This window comes from bacterium (assembly GCA_041648665.1).
In the GTDB taxonomy this organism is placed as follows: Bacteria; UBA10199; UBA10199; order 2-02-FULL-44-16; family JAAZCA01; genus JAFGMW01.
Map to the genome: position 1 here is coordinate 17,994 of JBAZOP010000031.1, position 15,491 is coordinate 33,484.

Here is a 15,491-nt window from a genome sequence, read left to right on the forward strand (position 1 = left end):
CCGACGCGAGGGGAAGATGGATTTCAACGCATACATGAAGGAGCGCGCAGGTTGGCTTGAAGCTGCGCTCACGAGATCGATTCAGGACGAGTCCATCCCGGAGACTTTGCGCCGTGCGATGCGCTACAGCCTTGAGGCAGGGGGCAAGCGCCTGAGACCCATGCTCTGCTTCGCAGGCGCCGAGGCTGTGGGCGGCAGTGCGGACCGCGTGATGCCGGTGGCGGCGGCGCTGGAGATGATCCACACCTTCTCGCTCATCCACGACGATCTGCCCGCCATGGACGACGACTCGATGAGGCGCGGCAAGCCCACGAGCCACAAGGTCTTCGGCGAGGCGATCGCGATACTCGCCGGCGACGGGCTCCTGGCCGAAGCGTTCTCCGTGCTCTCCGTTCTTCACGGCGGGGTTGCGCCGGAGCTCATGCTCGCCACGATCAACGACATCGCCTCCGCGACCGGAGGCCGCGGCATGACAGGCGGCCAGGTCATAGACATCGAGTCCACGAAGGCCTCTCTCGACGAGGCCGCCCTGGCCAGGCTCCATCGCTACAAGACCGGCGCCCTGATCAAGGTTTCGGCGACCTCCGGCGCCCGCATCTGCGGCGCGACGCATGAACAGCTGGAGGCGCTCGGTCGCTATGGCGAGTGCGTGGGGCTGGCCTTCCAGATCGCGGACGACATACTGGACGTGGAAGGAGATGAGAAGCTCATCGGCAAGGATGTGGGCTCTGATCAGGCCAAGGGCAAGTCCACGTATCCCGCGGCCATCGGGCTTGCGGCCTCCAAGGGGCAGGCGAAGGCCCTCGTCGACCAGGCTCTCTCCGCAGTCTCCATCTTCGGCGAGGCGGCCGAGCCCTTGAGGCAGATCGCAAGATACACGGTGGAGCGAAAGAGATGAACCAGCACACCTGCGAACTCAGGCTCTCCACACGCGAGCCGATCGAATTCATAGACATCACGGAAGATGTGAAGAAGGCGTTTTCCGCGAGCGGGGTGACCGACGGCGCGGTCACGATCTTCACCAGGCACACCACTACCGCGGTGAAGGTGAACGAGCGCTGCGAGAGACTGCAGAACGACATGTGCGAGATGCTGAAACAAGCGGTTCCACCTCGCAGCTACATGCACGACGAGGCGACGATCGACGGGAGGCAAAACGCCAGGGGACACCTCATGGCGATGTTCCTGAACAGCTCGGAGACGATTCCCGTCTCCAAGGGCAAGCTTGCGCTGGGCCGCTGGCAGTCCGTCTTCTTCGTGGAGCTCGACGGTCCGCGCACAGGCCGCGAGGTCGTGATCAAGGTAATCGGAGCCTAGTCCGGCATCGGGAGACATCATGGACGCACTCGAAAGACAGGGTTTCTTCGCGGATGAGGATTCGATCGATCGCGACTCCTACCTCATCTTCACGTATCTCATGGAGTGCGCGGGGGATCCTCGCGCCGCCGCGGCGGAGCTTGCGCGCGAGCAGTCGACCGCGCAGTGGGAGCGGCCCGGGTTCGAGGGGGACTTCAGGCCGCAGTACGGGGCCAAGGTGATCGGCGTCGAGATCCTGGACGAGTCCGTGGGTTCCCTGTTTATCTCCGACGGATCGGACAGGCGGCGCTGTTTGCGCGCGGGGGTCCGCATCGCGCATCCGCACGCAAACTTCGGCGCCAGGATCCCGAACCTCCTCACCGCGGCCATGGGCGAGGGCGCGTTTTTCTCCCCGGGCGTTACGTCGATCAAACTTTTGGACATCGAGTTCCCAGATGCGTATCTCGCCGGCTTTGCCGGGCCCGCGATCGGCGTGCGAGGGATCAGGGAGAGGCTGCGCGTCGAAGGCAGGCCCCTGTTCTTCGGCGTGGTGAAGCCCAACGTGGGCCTCGATCCGGCGAGCTTCGCCTCGATAGCGAAGGAGGCGTGGCTCGGGGGGCTGGACGCGGCCAAGGACGACGAGATGCTGGCGGATCCCTGCTACTCGCCTTTTGAGGAACGCACGCGTCTCGCAGGGGCGGCGAGGAGAGAGGCGGAGGACGCGACAGGGGAGCCGAAGATGTTCGTCGCCAACGTCACCGACGAGATAGACCGCGTGTTTGAGCTCGCGGATATCGCTGCGAGGAACGGTGCGAACGCGGTCATGCTGAACGTCATGGCCGTGGGCCTCTCCGCGGTGCGGGCGCTGAGAAGGCGCACGGAGCTGCCCATCGTGGCGCACTTCGATTGCATAGCGCCGATGTCGAGGCACCCGTATTTCGGCGTTTCGACGACCCTCATGACGAAGCTGCAGCGCATCTGCGGATGCGACGCGATAATCATGCCCGGCTTCGGGGCCAGGATGATGACCCCCGATGAAGAGGTGATCGCCAACGCGGACGCCGCGAGCTCTTTGCTGGGTCCGATCGCGGGGGCCCTGCCTGTGCCGGGCGGCAGCGATTGGGCTGGGACCTTGCCCGCCATGTACGACAAGCTGCGCACCATCGACTTCGGCATTGTGCCGGGCCGCGGCGTCTTCGGACACCCGGACGGCCCGAGGGCCGGCGCTGCGAGCTTGAGACAGGCGTGGGAGGCGATAGTGAGCCGAGTGGACGTAAGGGATCATGCGCGCGAAAGGCCGGAGCTGGCCCGCGCCATCGAGGCGTTCGGCGCCGGATCGAAGAAGGACGAAGAATCCGAATTGATGGTGCGTTCCGCACGGGGATTCACCGGCGTGCCGATAGTGATCAGGCACAGCTAGTCCGGGGGAGGGGGAGATGCTCAAGGCCTACTGCGCAGTGCCGGGTGGAGAGGCCGTGGAGATCGCCGAGGCGGATGTCGCATCAAGGCTCGCCGACGGCAAGAGCCACATCTGGCTGGATATATCGTCAAACCTGGAGCGGTACGTTCCCCTGCTCCGCGACGTGATGCATTTTCACCCGCTCGCGATCGAGGACCTCTCTCACCCGCGGATGCTGCCGAAGGTCGAGGAGTACGACGACAGCCTCTTCATCGTCCTCCACGACATAGTCCTCCTGGATAAGGAGGAGGGCGAGAGGCTCAAGAGCTACGAGATCTTCATATTCCTCGGCAAGAACTTCGTCGTGACGGTCCGCAGACACAGGATACGCGCGGTCGAATCGTTGCTCGGAGAGCCCAAAGTCCTCTCCCATCTCTTCTCGCGCGGCGCGGAGTCGCTCTTCCACGGGATAGTGCGCAGGATGATAGACAACTATTTCCCGATGATGGACAGGATCGACGCCAAGCTGGACGCGTCGGAGCGCGTGATCTTCAACTCTCCCGACTCCAAGGACATGCAGCGCCTCTTCACGCTGCGCAAGGATACGGCGAAGCTCCGTTCCATCACCGCGCAGGAGTTCGACGTGGTGAACCGCCTCACCACCGGCGAGTTCGATCAGATAACTCCGCACGGCGTGATGCTGGCGCGCGACCTCTTCGACCACCTCTACAGGGTTTCGGAGAAGGCCGCCGGTTTCCGCGACACGATCATGGGGCTTTTGGACGCGTACCTCTCGCAGATCAACAACCACATGAACGAGGTGATGAAGGTGCTCACGGTCATCGCCACCATCATGCTGCCCCTGGGTATCGTCGTTGGCTTCTACGGGATGAACTTCAAGTCCATGCCCGGGTTGAATCACCCGTACGGATGGATCTTCACCCTGGGCGGCATGTTTGTTCTGATAGCGGGGATGCTCTCATATTTCAGGCACAGGAAGTGGCTCTGACGGAGGGGGGATGGGCAAAATCAATAGGATTTCAATTGCGATTGCGGCGGCAGCGGCCTTGATTCTCATGGCCGGAGGCTTCGCTTTCGCCAGGACGCCGCAGAGGATACTCGCGGCGGTGATCGAGGCGTATCCGCCTGCGCAGGACCACAGGGGGCTTCACAGCGCCTACGAACAGCCGGAGAAGGAGAAAATGCGCGGGTACGGCGTGATGGAGCAGGGCGGGGTGCCGGCGGAGAGGGCGCGTTTCTATATCACTTGGTCCGACTACGACTACCGCGGCGTAGTCCTGCACCTGGGCGGGGCGGACAAGATGACGACCCGCCGCGGGAATCCGTACACGTACCTCAAGAGGGGCGATGTGATGGCGGTGACGGGGATAAAGAATTTTAACGATACGATATATCTCAATCTCCTCTCCAAGGACGTATATGTGCCGGAGAATCGCACGATGGAAAAACATCACTCGCGAGTCACGGTGATGCTGGGCTTCAAGTTCCCGAAGGAGGTCCTGGAGCGCGACGATCCCGCGGAGGTGCTCGCGGTGATGTCGCAGTGGGTGAAGCCGTTCAAGGATCTGAGTTCGGCTGCGGCGTACGCCGGGGGGATCGCCCCATCGCAGCCCGCCGCCACCGCTGCCGCCGTATCGCCGCAGGACGAGAAGATCAGATCTCTTGAGGAGAAGATCGACGCCACCAGGCGCGATCTGGACGAGGCCGAGAAGGAACTTGGCGAGATGAAGAAATCAAAAGCCAGATAAGGGAGGGTGTATGAGAAGGGTTCTTGTCACGGGGTTCATTCTTTCGGTCGTCGCGGCGCTCGCGGCCTGCGGATACACCGCGGGCGGTCACATCGGAATCGATGCGAACATCTCGCCGGACAACGGTTCAATAAACCAGCCGCTCGACGTGCCGGTCACCGTGGATTTCAACGCCGAGATCGGCGAGCCGTCGGACTGGCTGGCGTCGTTTTCCTTGAGGACGGCTGAGGGGGAGCCCACGCTCTGCACCGAGGTGGTCTACGACAGCGAGGGGCTGATGGCCACCTGCGTCCATGGCGACCTGGAGCCGCAGACGAAGTATCATGTCTACCTGACGGGAATAACGGCGGTGAACGGCCAGACGATCGATTTCACCACCGCGATACAATGACGGCCGAGGTTCACTTCTTCAGGAATTCATCGAGTATCGTGTCGAGCGAGGGTTCGCCTATCTCCTCGAGATCGTAGCGCACGCGCATAGAGGGTTTGTCCACGTCGATCACGCGCCTGATGTCTATCGGGCTTCCGATCAGCACGAGGTCGCACGGCGTGGCCTTGATGGAGGCCTCGAGGTCCGCGAGCTGGTCCGCGTAGTAGCCGAGCGCCGGGATCAGCTTTCCCAGGTTCGGGAATTTCGTGTAGGCCTCTTTTATCGAGCCGACTGCGAAAGGCCTCGGGTCCACTATCTCCGCGGCGCCGAACTGGTCCGCCGCCACCATCCCCGCGCCGTAGCTCATGCCGCCGTGCGTGAGCGTGGGGCCGTCCTCGATCACGAGGACCTTCTTGCCCTTCACGCCCTTCGGATCGTCCACCATGATGTGCGAAGCGCCCTTTATCACAACGGCGTCCGGGTTGCAGTGGCGGATGTTCTGCATCACGGTGTTCAGCTGCTCCGCGCTCGCCTGCTCGTATTTGTTGATCACGAGAACGTCCGCGGTGAAGAGGTTGGTCTCGCCAGGATAGTAGCTCCGCTCGTGGCCGGGCCTCAGCGGATCCAGCACGGTGATCTCGAGGTCCGGGGCGATGAAGGGCATGTCGTTGTTGCCGCCGTCCCATATCAGGATGTCCGCCTCCTTCTCCGCCCGGCGCACTATGGCCTCGTAGTCCACGCCCGCGTACACGATGAGCCCCCTGTCGATGTAGGGCTCGTATTCCTCTCTCTCCTCGATCGTGCAGCTGTGGCTGTCCATGTCCTCGTAGGAGGCGAAGCGCTGCACGGCCTGCGCCGCCAGGTCGCCGTAAGGCATCGGATGACGGATGGCCACCACGCGTTTGCCGCGTTTTTTCAAGAGCTCGACGAGTTTTCTGGAGGTCTGGCTCTTTCCGCAGCCGGTGCGGATGGCGCACACGGAGATGACCGGCACCTTGGCTTTTATCTGGGTGAAGTCGGGGGCCAGCAGCATGTAGTTGGCGCCGGCCGCGAGCACTTGCGAACCCTTCTGCATGACGTATTCGTGGGAGACGTCGCTGTAGGAGAAGACTACGAGCTCAACGCCCTCCTTCTTGATGATCTCTCTCAGCTCTTCCTCGGGGTGTATCGGGATGCCCTTCGGATAACCCGCCCCAGCGAGCTCAGGGGGATATCTCCTTCCCTCGATGTTGGGGATCTGTGTCGCCGTGAACGCTACGACGTCGTATTCCGGATTGCCCCGGAAGAAAGTGTTGAAGTTGTGGAAGTCTCGTCCCGCCGCGCCCATTATCAGAACCTTCTTCTTCGACATGAAGCCTCCCGTGGAGATAAAAGAGTCCCTTATTTATGCCTTCAGAACCTGAATGCCAAGTGGGGGCCGCCTGCGATTATGAAGTAATTCTCGTCGAAGGCGACGTAATGCATTTTCATCTGAACGCCCCAGCCTACGTTCGGATGGAAGTAATAGTCGAATCCCGCGCCCGCGTTCACGCCGATGTCCACGGCGGTGCGCGACGTGGAGAAGTAGCCGCCGGCCGGGATCGCGGCTGCGGAGACGCTGGTGATGTAGGGGCCGGCGGCCAAGGAGAAGAAGTAGCGTGACCTGTTGGCGATTATCGTGTTTGCCGCCGGTTCCACGTTTCCAAAATAGACCGCGTACTTTACCCCGAAGGATGGGGCGTAGGTGTCCATGCCTCCGCCCTGCGATGCGCTCTCCCATTTGGTGTGCGCATACGTGAAGGAGCCCGTGGCGTACCAGTTCCCCTGTATCTGCACGTCGGCCTCTGCGTCGAACATGAGATAGACCAGCTTCTTCACCTTGAGGTCGTCGCCCGCCGGGACGAGATAGGCGATCATCGGCGAGAGGCGGATCGATGTCTCCCTGCGGAGGGCGACGGTCTTGGGGTTCACGTCGATCGATTCGGTCCACATGTTTCTCTGATCCGGCCTCGTGTCGAAATACGCGGGATCGATGGTGAGGGCGTTGTCGAACGAGAAGGCGGCCTCCTCCCAGCGCTTGGTGAGGTAGGCGTCCACGCCCCTGTTGCCCCATGCCCGCGACATCTGGAGATCGAGCTCGGTCGCCTTGCGATAGTTGTGCAGCGCGCTTTCGTAGTCTCCCTTCTCGTCCTGCGCCACGCCGAGGTTGTAGTAGATTTTGGGGTTCTCCTTGTCGAGCCTCTGGGCCTTCTTCAGCGCCTGGATCGCTTCGCCCGTTCGGCCGAGCTCGCCGAGCGCGATACCCATGTAGAGATAGACTCGCGCCAGTTCTTCGTCGGGGACGTCGTCGGGCGCCGAGCTCAGCGCGGCCTCGCAGGAGGCGAGCGCCGCATCCGACGAGTATTCGGCGCACAGCTTCGAGTTGTGGTCCCAAGAGCCCTGCGCCGCTGCGCTGTTCGCTGAGAAGAGGATCAGGACTGCTGCGAGCGGAAAAATGGTTCCGGCTGATCTCATACTCCCCCCTTGTCAAATCCCGAACGATGCCCCGACCGCCTTGGCCGTGGCGATGAGCTGATGATCGCGGCTCACGAGATTGAGTCCGGCGATTGCCTCGGAGAGAGGCGCCGGGACGAGCTCTTTTCCCCTGAGCGCGACCATGTTGCCGAATTTGCCTTCATGGGCGAGCTGCGCCGCCGCGGCGCCGCATCTGGTGGCCAGCACGCGGTCATAGAAGGATGGCGATCCTCCTCGCTGCAAGTGGCCGAGCACCGTCACTCTGGACTCGTGGCCCGTAGCCTCCTCGACGAATGCGGCGACAGCCTTTCCTATGCCGCCGAGCCTGATCGGGTCCGGGCTGTCCTTGATGATTGAATTGACCATGAGTTTTTCGCCCTCGGCATGCGCGCCCTCGGAGACCACGATGATGCTCGATCTCTTGCCGCGCCTGGACCTCTCCTTCACCGCTTCGATCACCTTCTCCCTCTTGAAAGGGATCTCCGGTATGAGGATGACGTCGCCGCCTCCGGCCAGCCCTCCGCAGAGGGCTATCCAGCCGGCGTATCTGCCCATCACCTCCACGACCATGACGCGGTGATGGGCCTCGGCCGTAGTGTGCAGGCGGTCGATCGCCTCGGTGACGAAGCCGCATGCGGTGTCGAAGCCGAATGTCTGATCCGTGCACAAGAGGTCGTTGTCGATCGTCTTGGGGAGCCCTATGACGCGGGGCCACAGCTCGCTCAGCTTGTTCGCTATGGTGAGGGTGCCGTCTCCGCCTATGCAGAAGAGGGCGTCGAGTCCCCACTTCTTCAGGTTCTCCAGGGCCTTGACCGTTCGCCCGGTCTCGATCTGCTTTCCGTCGCGCCGGTCAAAGGGGCTGGCCTTGTTGGAGGTGCCGAGGATCGTTCCCCCGCATTGGAGTATGTTTGCCACGTCGTCATAGCCGAGGCGCCGGGCATGGCCGCTCACCAGACCCTCGTATCCGTCTTGTATGCCCAGGACCTCCCACGAGAAATCGAGAACTCCTTTTCTCGTGATCGCGCGCAGCGCGGCGTTGAGCCCGGGGCAATCGCCGCCTCCGGTCAGGATCCCGACTTTCTTGATGGCCATCGCGTTCCTTTCGTTTTCATGCCGCGTCCGGAGGCATGTCGGGCAGCGTGATGCTGAAGGTGCTGCCCTCGCCGTAGGTGCTCCTCACGTCTATCGTTCCGCCGTGCTTCTCCACGAGAAGTTTGCAGATCGACAGCCCGAGCCCCGAGCCGTCGCTGCTCGCCCTGCCGTCCTTTATCTGGCGGAACGGTTCGAAGATCATCGAGACATCCATATCCTTTATGCCTATTCCCGTGTCCTCGACGTCTATCCTGACCCCCGCTTCTATCGCTTCGCCTTTGAGAGTTATCTTGCCTCCGCTGTCGGTGAATTTTGTGGCGTTGTTGATCAGGTTGATCACGGTCTGTCTTATCTTGTCGGAGTCGCAGACGATATCCCTGTGTTGCTCAGGCAAGTCGAGGATGAGCGCTATCCCCTTGGCCTCTGCTGCGGGCTTCATGAGATGGTAGACGTCCGTCATCAGCTCGTTCACGTCCGTCTTCTCGTAGTTCATCTGCACCTTTCCCGCCTCGATCCTTGTGAAGTCGAGAAGGTCCTTGGTCAGCCTCACCAGGCGCTCCACGTTCCTCTTTCCCATATCCAGGCGCTGCTTTTGCTTTTCGGATATCGGGCCGTCGACGCCTTCCTGTATGAGCTCGATGGCCTGTTTGATCGTGCCGAGCGGGGTCCGAAGTTCGTGCGATACGATGGATGTCAGCTGATTCTTGGCCTCGTGCGCCTTCTCCAGCAGGGTGTTGGTTTCCCTCAGTTCGTCCTGTGAGGATTTGAGCGCCCCGAGCATCTTATTGATGGAGCTGCTCACGGTCGTTATCTCGTCGTCTCCGCTGACATCGACCGTGGAAGATGCGTCCTGGCTCGAAGCGATCGCGTTGACTTCGCGGTTGAGCCTGAGCAGCCGCTTGAGCACCAGGCGTTCGGTCAGGAGCACGTTGATCAAAAGCACCACGAAACCCAGGCCGATCATGGTCTTGACGAAATAGGACATGGTGTTTAACGCCTGCGAGTAGATCGACCTCGGTTGCTCCATCCTGATTATGAGGTTTTTCTTGCCGGTGATATCGCTGACAAGGCGGTAGCCTGCGATCCTGTCGTCGTCCAAGGCTATGGCCGTGGCAGGATGCTTCGCGGTCAACAGGGACGCGGCTTTCTTCACGTCGGGCGGAAGATTGTCCGCGTCTGCGAAATATATCTCGATGGGGTATTTGAGGATCTTCTTCCATGCGGCGAGCCTCCGATCATCTATTTTTCTGCCCATGATCAGCGTTCCATGGCTGGGGCCCTTTCTCTCGGAGGTCAGAATCTGGTGTGCTGATACCAGGATCGGATATTCAGGCAGGAAGAGGAGGCCGTTAACCGAAGTGCTGTAATCGCGCGGGGTGAAGAAGGCCGGATGGGATTCGATCGCTTCTTTCCACCCCTGGGGCACGGGCGCCGTCCTCCTGTTCCACGGGTCGGCGCCGCCGTCGGCAAGATGGGTCTTCTTGGAGTCGAAGATCGAGACAATTTCTGTGTCTATGTTGCTGAGCGATATCGGGTCGAAGTTTCTTACGATATAGCCTTCGTCGGGGTTTGCGGCGTACTCGTACGTCTCGTCCCACGTCGCCCAGTCCGTATCCATCAAGGCGATGCTGTCTATCTCTTTTTTGATGAGGTCTGCGGCGCTTTCCGCGCCGTTTGCGGCGATGTCGGCCTCGATCGTCCTGAACCTGCCGAGTATGATGATCCTGACCGACGCGATGGCGAGAGTGGCCAGGGTGATGAGCACTATGCCGAAGATCAGATGCGTCTTGATCCTGAGCTTCATTAAATCCCCCAATTTATTCCAAAAACAGCGAAAAAGATCTTATATGCTATAGTCTTAAAAAACAATAGCTTACTAATTTTTGCGGCGGCGGGCGTGCGAGCACAAATGTGTGCAGTGCCATTTTCTTGACCGCGCCTTGCTTGGGCATTACAAAGGTCAGGATGGAAAGGGGGCGCGGCATGAGATCTAAAAGCAGTATATCGGTCTTCGTCCTATTGGTCGTCTTGACGTCGGCGCGTGTATTTTGTTTTCAGGGGTAGCCCGGGCCGTCAAGCCGCCGACCGAGAAGGAGAGGGCGTACCAGAGCAAGGACAAGTATGAATGGAGCGATCTCAAACCCGGCAAGAAGGCGCACACCAAGAGCGGCAAGTTCTGCGAATGCGGGGTGAGCAGCACCGACGAGAACGAATGCTATATACCCCGAAAGGGGCAGGTATGCTGCAATCCGAAGACAGGGGATTGCCGTATGCTGGATATGGGGAACGTCAACACGCCCTGGTAAACAGGAAAGGATTTTGAGATGGCCCAGAACATCGACGAGATAACTATAAACTGGACGGACGAGAGCGACGGCAAGCAGAAGGTGAAGGAGCTGAAGAAGGAGGTCCTCTCGCGCGGCTCCTGGACCACGATTGTCTTCCTCTACCAGGACCTGGACAACAAGACCGGCGAGTTTGGTCCGCCGAAGATCAGGATACAGCGCTTCCAGAAGAGGGGAGGCGAATTCCGTCCGCAGAGCAAGTTCAACATCTCGAGCGAAAAGCAGGCGTACCAGATCGTGGATGTGATAAAGACCTGGTTCCCCGAAAGGCCGAAGGCGGATGCCGTCCCTGATGAGCAGACAGAGGAAGAATAGAGCCAACCTGTTGATTTATAATGTAAATATCTGACGCAACTTCTCCCGATCCCTGCCGATAATTATCATAGAGGGCATATGAAGGTATTGTTTTTGGCCATTTTGATCGCAGGTTTCCTGGCGCCGGCCGGTGCTTTTGCGCGTACCTGCTCCACGCGCGCCAACAGCCTTGATGATTTCAGGGGCTGCATGGTCCCGATGCGCGGCACGATCGGCACGGCCACGGTGTACTCCTCGGGAAACTACGACGAGGCCCATCGGAAGCTCATGTCAGCGATGGCTCGCAGCAATGTGGTGCCCCCTCAGGTGATGCCGACCTACGGCATGTCGTATCCCGGGTACGCCATGTACAACCCCTATTTTATGATCGCCAGCTCCTACATGAACGTCCTCTACCGCTTCAACGCCCCCTATGCCGTGAACCCGTACTACTTCGGCTACAGGCGTTGATCGTCCCCTTGCCCTTGCGGCATTTTCTTTGGGGCTGTATACTCCGCAAAAATGCGGCCGATAAAACCATTCAAGCTGGTCCCGGGAGATCGCGTAGGCGTGGTCGCGCCCGCCTCCTCGTTCATGAAGCGCGGGCTCATGCTCGGCATCGACAAGCTCAGGTGGTGGGGGTTCGACCCCGTAGTCCCGGAGAAGGTGCTGGAGCACGCGAAAAAGCCCTCTGACAGGGAGCGCACGAAGCGTTACCGCGAAAAGGCGGAGGAGATCGTGAAGATGTTCAGCGATCCCTCGATAAGCGCGATCTTCTGCGCAGAGGCAGGCTACGGCTCGATCGCCATACTGCCGTTTCTGGAGGAGGTCGATCTCTCGCAATATCCCAAGATCTTCGTCGGATTCTCGGACATCACGCTTCTCCTCCTCTATTTCCACATGCGTTACGGCTGGGTCACCTTTCACGGCCCGACCGTCGCACAGGAGCTGTACAAGGGCATGCCTCCATCTACGGAGATCGCGCTTCAGGAGGCGATCACGAAGACGGGCCGGCTCGGCGACATATACGGGCGCGACCTCGAAGTGATCGCCCCTGGGGAGTCGAGCGGCAGGATCATCGGCGGCAACCTGTCCAGGATGCTCATGACCCTCGGCACGCGCTTTGAGATCGACACCAGGGGAAAGATCCTCTTCATCGAGGAGGTGGACGAGGGGCACATAGAGATCGACGGCAACCTCAACCACCTCAAGCTCGCCGGCAAACTCGACAAGGTGAACGGGATCGTATTCTCCGAGATGGCGGGGTGCATGGGCGGAGACCGGAGGGCGCTGCTTCGGTATCTGAGGAGATTCTTCAGGGGTGCGGATTACCCCGTCCTCCTGGGCATCCCGTCAGGGCACGGGATCGAGAACATCACGATCCCGATAGGGGTGAGGGCGAAGATTGCGGAGGACCCTCCAAGGCTCTTGATCGAAGAGGGGGGAGTCAGGTAGAGATCGTTTACGGAGGGATGATGGGTCAGCAATTGAAACAGGCGCTTTTGAATGCGGGCATTGTCAGCGACGACAAACTCAAGGAGATGGATCGCGAAAAATCCAAGGAGCGCCATCTCAAGAAGGGCGGCAGGGTCCGCGAGGACCAGATCCGCATCGTGTGCGAGGCGTGCGAGAAGAGCGCGCCGGACGTGGAGCGCTACTTCCACAAAAACAGGCTCATCGAGGGCAAGGAGTGGCTCTGCCTTCGATGCGCCGACGAATACCAGATAAACGATGAGTTCAGGGCCACCGCCCAGAGCACCCAGTCGAAGCAAGGTCTTTTTATCAGGCAGTACGGCCGCACCAAGAAAATCTAGAAGTATTCCATCCCGACCGTGAGCAGCTTTTCGATCTTATCGATCGCGTCTCTCCGGGCTATGAGGAGCAGCCGGTCTTTCGGCTCGATGACGGTCTGCCCGTGGGGCACCATCATCGAGTCGCCGCGCTGCACGGAGAGGATGACCACGCCCTTGGGCAGTTTGAGCTCCTTGATCGGCTTGTTGATGATCTCGGAGGTGGGAAGGGCCTCGGCCTCAATGAATTCCGCTTCGTCCATGAGGGACGAGGCGTGCAAGATTTTGCCTTTCCTTATGAAATGGAGAATCGTGTTCCCGGCCAGCTGCCTCGGGTTCACCGCCACATCTATGCCGAGCGTACCTATCAGCCTCTGGTAGCCGCGGTTGTGCGAGAGCGCGATCGACATCCTGCAGCCCTTCTTCTTCGCCAGCAGGGCGGAGAGGATGTTGTCCTCGTCGTCCTTTGTCACCGCGACGAAGGCATCCATGCTGTCGATGTTCTCCTCTTCGAGGAAGTCCTGGTCGGTGGCGCTGGTGTTGAGGATGATCGACTTGTTGAGGTTTCGCGAGAGGACCGAACAGAGCTTGGGGTCCGGCTCCACTATCTTGACTGAGACTCCTTCTTTCTCCAGCGATGCCGCCAGGTTCATGCCTATGAATCCGCCTCCGTAGATCATGATCGAGCCCGTGCGCTCGCCCTCGTGGCCCAGGAGCTTCATCGCCTCTTCTACCTTCTCGGCCTCGGCCGCGAAGTAGACCGTGTCGCCCGGCATGATCCGGCTGTCGCCCATGGGGGTTAGGACCTGGTTGTTGCGGACGATCGCGGCGATCACGCACGGCCCGCCCTCGCCCAGCTGTTTGATCTCCCGAAGCGGCCTGTTGATGAACTCGCTCTGCCTGCGCGCAAGCGCCCCCACCAGTTTGAGCCTCCCGTCGAAGAACTCCATGATCTCGACCGAGCCCGGCAGGGCCAGGATCTTGAGGATGGAATGGGCCGCCTCTTTGTCAGGGTTGATGAGCAGGTTCACGTTGAATTTTCCCTGGAGGACCTCCTCCTCGATCTCGAACTGAGGGTCCCTGATGCGCGCTATGCGCTTTGCCTGCGGAGCCTGCAGGCCGGCGAGCATCACGGCGAGAAGGTTCACCTCGTCGCTGTTGGTCACTGCGAGCACCATCTCTGCGCCGGAGACGCCGGCTTGAGAGAGCGTATTTGGAGACGCGCCGTTGCCGAGCATTATCTTGGCGTCCAGGCTCTCCTCGAGCTCGTCGACGATGCGCTCGTCCTTCTCTATGATGATCACCTCGCGGTCGTGCTCGATCAGCTTCTCGGCTATGAAGCGACCGATCTCGCCGCCGCCTATTATCAGTACCGTCACGTGAGACCTCCTACTTTCTCCAGAATGCGGGCGAGAGTATCACGAGTATGGTGAATATCTCGAGCCTGCCCAGCAGCATGCATGCTATGAAGGCTATCTTCGCCGCCATGGGCACATGGAAATAATTGCCCATGGTGCCTATTTGCCCAAAACCGGGGCCGACGGTGCCCATGGTAGCTGCGACTCCACCGGCCGATTCTTCGAAAGTGAGACCGGATGCTGCGACGATTATGACGAAGAACACGTACAGGAGCATGTAGAAGCCAAAGAACGCCGCGATGCTCTCCAGCACGTTGCGGTGCACGACTCTGCCTCCCAGCTTCACTGCTGCGAAGACCTTGGGGTGTATTAGTCGAACAATCTCCCGATATGCGAATTTGAACAGGAGCACGACCCTGGCCACTTTGATGGCGCCTACGGTGGAACCTATGCATCCGCCGATGAGCATAAAGAGGATGAGAGCGACTTTGCTCGCTGCCGGCCAGGGGTTGGCGTCCGCAGTGGCGAAGCCGGTGGTCGTAATTATCGATACCGTCTGAAATCCACCGTAGCGGAGCGCCTCAAACGGCGAGGTGTACTGGCCGCGGAAGTACAGGACTCCGCAGACGAAAAATGTCCCTATCAGCAAAAACGCTATGAAGTAGCGGAATTGGCTGTCTTGCCAGTAGGCCTTAGGACTCTTGGACAAAGCGAGATAGTGTATGGAAAAATTCACTGCACCGAGGAACATTATGAACATTGAGACGGCTTCGATGTAGAAGCTGTGGTAGTGGCCTATGGATGCGTCCTTGGTGGAGAAGCCGCCGGTGGCCAGCGCCGCGAAGGTGTGGCAGAGCGAATCGAACAGAGTCATGCCGCCGGCCAAGTAGAGCACCGTGCCCAGCACCGTGATGATCGCGTAGACCGTCCAGAGCGCGATCGCGCATTCCCTGATTCTGGGCCTCAGCCTCTCGTGCATGTGCGCGGATGCCTCTGCGCGGAAGAGCTGCATTCCTCCCACGCCCAGCATGGGAAGTATGGCTATCGCCAGGACGATGATCCCCATGCCGCCCAGCCAGTGTGTGAAGCTGCGCCAGAAGAGCAGGCCGTGGGGGACTTTTTCTATGGGCACCGAGGCGCCGAGGATGGAGGAACCGGCGGTCGTGAAGCCGGAGACGGACTCGAAGAAGCAGTTGACGAAGTTCTCCAGGTTCATAGGTCCCAAGGTCTTTGCAAGAAACAACGGCAGCGACCCGAAGAGGCATACGATGAGCCATGTGAACGT

17 protein-coding genes are annotated in these 15,491 nt (G+C 60.2%); 11 read left to right on the top strand and 6 right to left on the bottom strand.

Features of this window, described 5'->3' with window-relative positions:
• Positions 1–16: 16 nt before the first annotated feature.
• From WC683_10955 to WC683_10980, 6 genes are read left to right on the top strand one after another with little or no spacing between them, the layout of a single operon-like run.
• A complete protein-coding gene (locus WC683_10955; GenBank protein ID MFA4973126.1) occupies positions 17–898 on the top strand; it encodes a polyprenyl synthetase family protein in 882 nt (293 codons plus the stop codon).
• Positions 895–1,317 (top strand): secondary thiamine-phosphate synthase enzyme YjbQ, encoded by a 423-nt coding sequence (locus tag WC683_10960; GenBank protein ID MFA4973127.1) that lies wholly within the window; start codon positions 895–897, stop codon positions 1,315–1,317. Before WC683_10955 ends, WC683_10960 begins: the two co-directional genes overlap by 4 nt.
• Before the next feature lie 19 nt (positions 1,318–1,336).
• Positions 1,337–2,716 carry a RuBisCO large subunit C-terminal-like domain-containing protein gene (locus WC683_10965; protein MFA4973128.1) on the top strand — a complete coding sequence of 460 codons (1,380 nt, stop codon included), beginning with the start codon at positions 1,337–1,339 and terminating at the stop codon, positions 2,714–2,716.
• Between the two features lie 16 nt (positions 2,717–2,732).
• The gene (corA, locus tag WC683_10970; GenBank protein MFA4973129.1) at positions 2,733–3,704 is read left to right on the top strand and encodes a magnesium/cobalt transporter CorA; all 972 of its coding nucleotides are present in this window, start codon (positions 2,733–2,735) and stop codon (positions 3,702–3,704) included.
• Positions 3,705–3,714: 10 nt separating this feature from the next.
• On the top strand, positions 3,715–4,464 hold the full coding sequence (locus tag WC683_10975; protein ID MFA4973130.1) for a hypothetical protein: 750 nt from the start codon (positions 3,715–3,717) through the stop codon (positions 4,462–4,464).
• A 10-nt stretch (positions 4,465–4,474) separates the two neighbouring features.
• Positions 4,475–4,855 (top strand): Ig-like domain-containing protein, encoded by a 381-nt coding sequence (locus tag WC683_10980; protein MFA4973131.1) that lies wholly within the window; start codon positions 4,475–4,477, stop codon positions 4,853–4,855.
• Positions 4,856–4,865: 10 nt separating this feature from the next.
• On the opposite strand, the gene WC683_10985 is transcribed toward WC683_10980, so the two are convergent.
• The 4 genes from WC683_10985 to WC683_11000 are packed head-to-tail and all read right to left on the bottom strand — an operon-like array spanning position 4,866 to position 10,223.
• A complete protein-coding gene (locus tag WC683_10985) occupies positions 4,866–6,185 on the bottom strand; it encodes a cyclic 2,3-diphosphoglycerate synthase (GenBank protein MFA4973132.1) in 1,320 nt (439 codons plus the stop codon).
• A 41-nt stretch (positions 6,186–6,226) separates the two neighbouring features.
• On the bottom strand, positions 6,227–7,327 hold the full coding sequence (locus WC683_10990; protein MFA4973133.1) for a tetratricopeptide repeat protein: 1,101 nt from the start codon (positions 7,325–7,327) through the stop codon (positions 6,227–6,229).
• A 12-nt stretch (positions 7,328–7,339) separates the two neighbouring features.
• The gene (locus WC683_10995) at positions 7,340–8,419 is read right to left on the bottom strand and encodes an ATP-dependent 6-phosphofructokinase (GenBank protein ID MFA4973134.1); all 1,080 of its coding nucleotides are present in this window, start codon (positions 8,417–8,419) and stop codon (positions 7,340–7,342) included.
• 16 nt (positions 8,420–8,435) lie between these two features.
• Positions 8,436–10,223 (bottom strand): CHASE4 domain-containing protein, encoded by a 1,788-nt coding sequence (locus WC683_11000; GenBank protein ID MFA4973135.1) that lies wholly within the window; start codon positions 10,221–10,223, stop codon positions 8,436–8,438.
• Positions 10,224–10,467: 244 nt separating this feature from the next.
• Between WC683_11000 and WC683_11005 the strand changes: the two genes are divergently transcribed.
• The 5 genes from WC683_11005 to WC683_11025 all read left to right on the top strand — a co-directional run bounded on the left by WC683_11005 (position 10,468) and on the right by WC683_11025 (position 12,872).
• Entirely contained in the window at positions 10,468–10,725 is a 258-nt protein-coding gene (locus WC683_11005) for a hypothetical protein (protein MFA4973136.1), read from the top strand.
• An 18-nt stretch (positions 10,726–10,743) separates the two neighbouring features.
• Positions 10,744–11,079, top strand: a complete 336-nt coding sequence (locus tag WC683_11010) for a hypothetical protein (GenBank protein MFA4973137.1) — start codon at positions 10,744–10,746, stop codon at positions 11,077–11,079.
• Positions 11,080–11,157: 78 nt separating this feature from the next.
• Positions 11,158–11,529 (top strand): hypothetical protein, encoded by a 372-nt coding sequence (locus WC683_11015; GenBank protein MFA4973138.1) that lies wholly within the window; start codon positions 11,158–11,160, stop codon positions 11,527–11,529.
• 51 nt (positions 11,530–11,580) lie between these two features.
• Entirely contained in the window at positions 11,581–12,513 is a 933-nt protein-coding gene (locus WC683_11020) for an LD-carboxypeptidase (protein ID MFA4973139.1), read from the top strand.
• Positions 12,514–12,533: 20 nt separating this feature from the next.
• Entirely contained in the window at positions 12,534–12,872 is a 339-nt protein-coding gene (locus tag WC683_11025) for a hypothetical protein (GenBank protein ID MFA4973140.1), read from the top strand.
• Here the strand turns inward: WC683_11025 and trkA are convergent.
• A complete protein-coding gene (gene trkA, locus WC683_11030) occupies positions 12,869–14,227 on the bottom strand; it encodes a Trk system potassium transporter TrkA (protein MFA4973141.1) in 1,359 nt (452 codons plus the stop codon). The genes WC683_11025 and trkA overlap by 4 nt on opposite strands.
• A 10-nt stretch (positions 14,228–14,237) precedes the next feature.
• On the bottom strand, positions 14,238–15,491 hold a 1,254-nt coding region (locus WC683_11035), incomplete at its 5' end, for a TrkH family potassium uptake protein (GenBank protein MFA4973142.1).

Bases quoted from the DNA above. Each gene is read 5' to 3' on its own strand.
- WC683_10960 (MFA4973127.1), top strand. From the start codon at position 895: ATGAACCAGCACACCTGCGAACTCAGGCTCTCCACACGCGAGCCGATC.
- WC683_10985 (MFA4973132.1), bottom strand. From the start codon at position 6,185: ATGTCGAAGAAGAAGGTTCTGATAATGGGCGCGGCGGGACGAGACTTC.
- WC683_10980 (MFA4973131.1), top strand. From the start codon at position 4,475: ATGAGAAGGGTTCTTGTCACGGGGTTCATTCTTTCGGTCGTCGCGGCG.
- WC683_11015 (MFA4973138.1), top strand. From the start codon at position 11,158: ATGAAGGTATTGTTTTTGGCCATTTTGATCGCAGGTTTCCTGGCGCCG.
- corA (MFA4973129.1), top strand. From the start codon at position 2,733: ATGCTCAAGGCCTACTGCGCAGTGCCGGGTGGAGAGGCCGTGGAGATC.
- WC683_10990 (MFA4973133.1), bottom strand. From the start codon at position 7,327: ATGAGATCAGCCGGAACCATTTTTCCGCTCGCAGCAGTCCTGATCCTC.
- WC683_11000 (MFA4973135.1), bottom strand. From the start codon at position 10,223: ATGAAGCTCAGGATCAAGACGCATCTGATCTTCGGCATAGTGCTCATC.
- WC683_10955 (MFA4973126.1), top strand. From the start codon at position 17: ATGGATTTCAACGCATACATGAAGGAGCGCGCAGGTTGGCTTGAAGCT.
- WC683_10975 (MFA4973130.1), top strand. From the start codon at position 3,715: ATGGGCAAAATCAATAGGATTTCAATTGCGATTGCGGCGGCAGCGGCC.
- WC683_10965 (MFA4973128.1), top strand. From the start codon at position 1,337: ATGGACGCACTCGAAAGACAGGGTTTCTTCGCGGATGAGGATTCGATC.
- WC683_11020 (MFA4973139.1), top strand. From the start codon at position 11,581: ATGCGGCCGATAAAACCATTCAAGCTGGTCCCGGGAGATCGCGTAGGC.
- WC683_11010 (MFA4973137.1), top strand. From the start codon at position 10,744: ATGGCCCAGAACATCGACGAGATAACTATAAACTGGACGGACGAGAGC.
- WC683_10995 (MFA4973134.1), bottom strand. From the start codon at position 8,419: ATGGCCATCAAGAAAGTCGGGATCCTGACCGGAGGCGGCGATTGCCCC.
- WC683_11025 (MFA4973140.1), top strand. From the start codon at position 12,534: ATGGGTCAGCAATTGAAACAGGCGCTTTTGAATGCGGGCATTGTCAGC.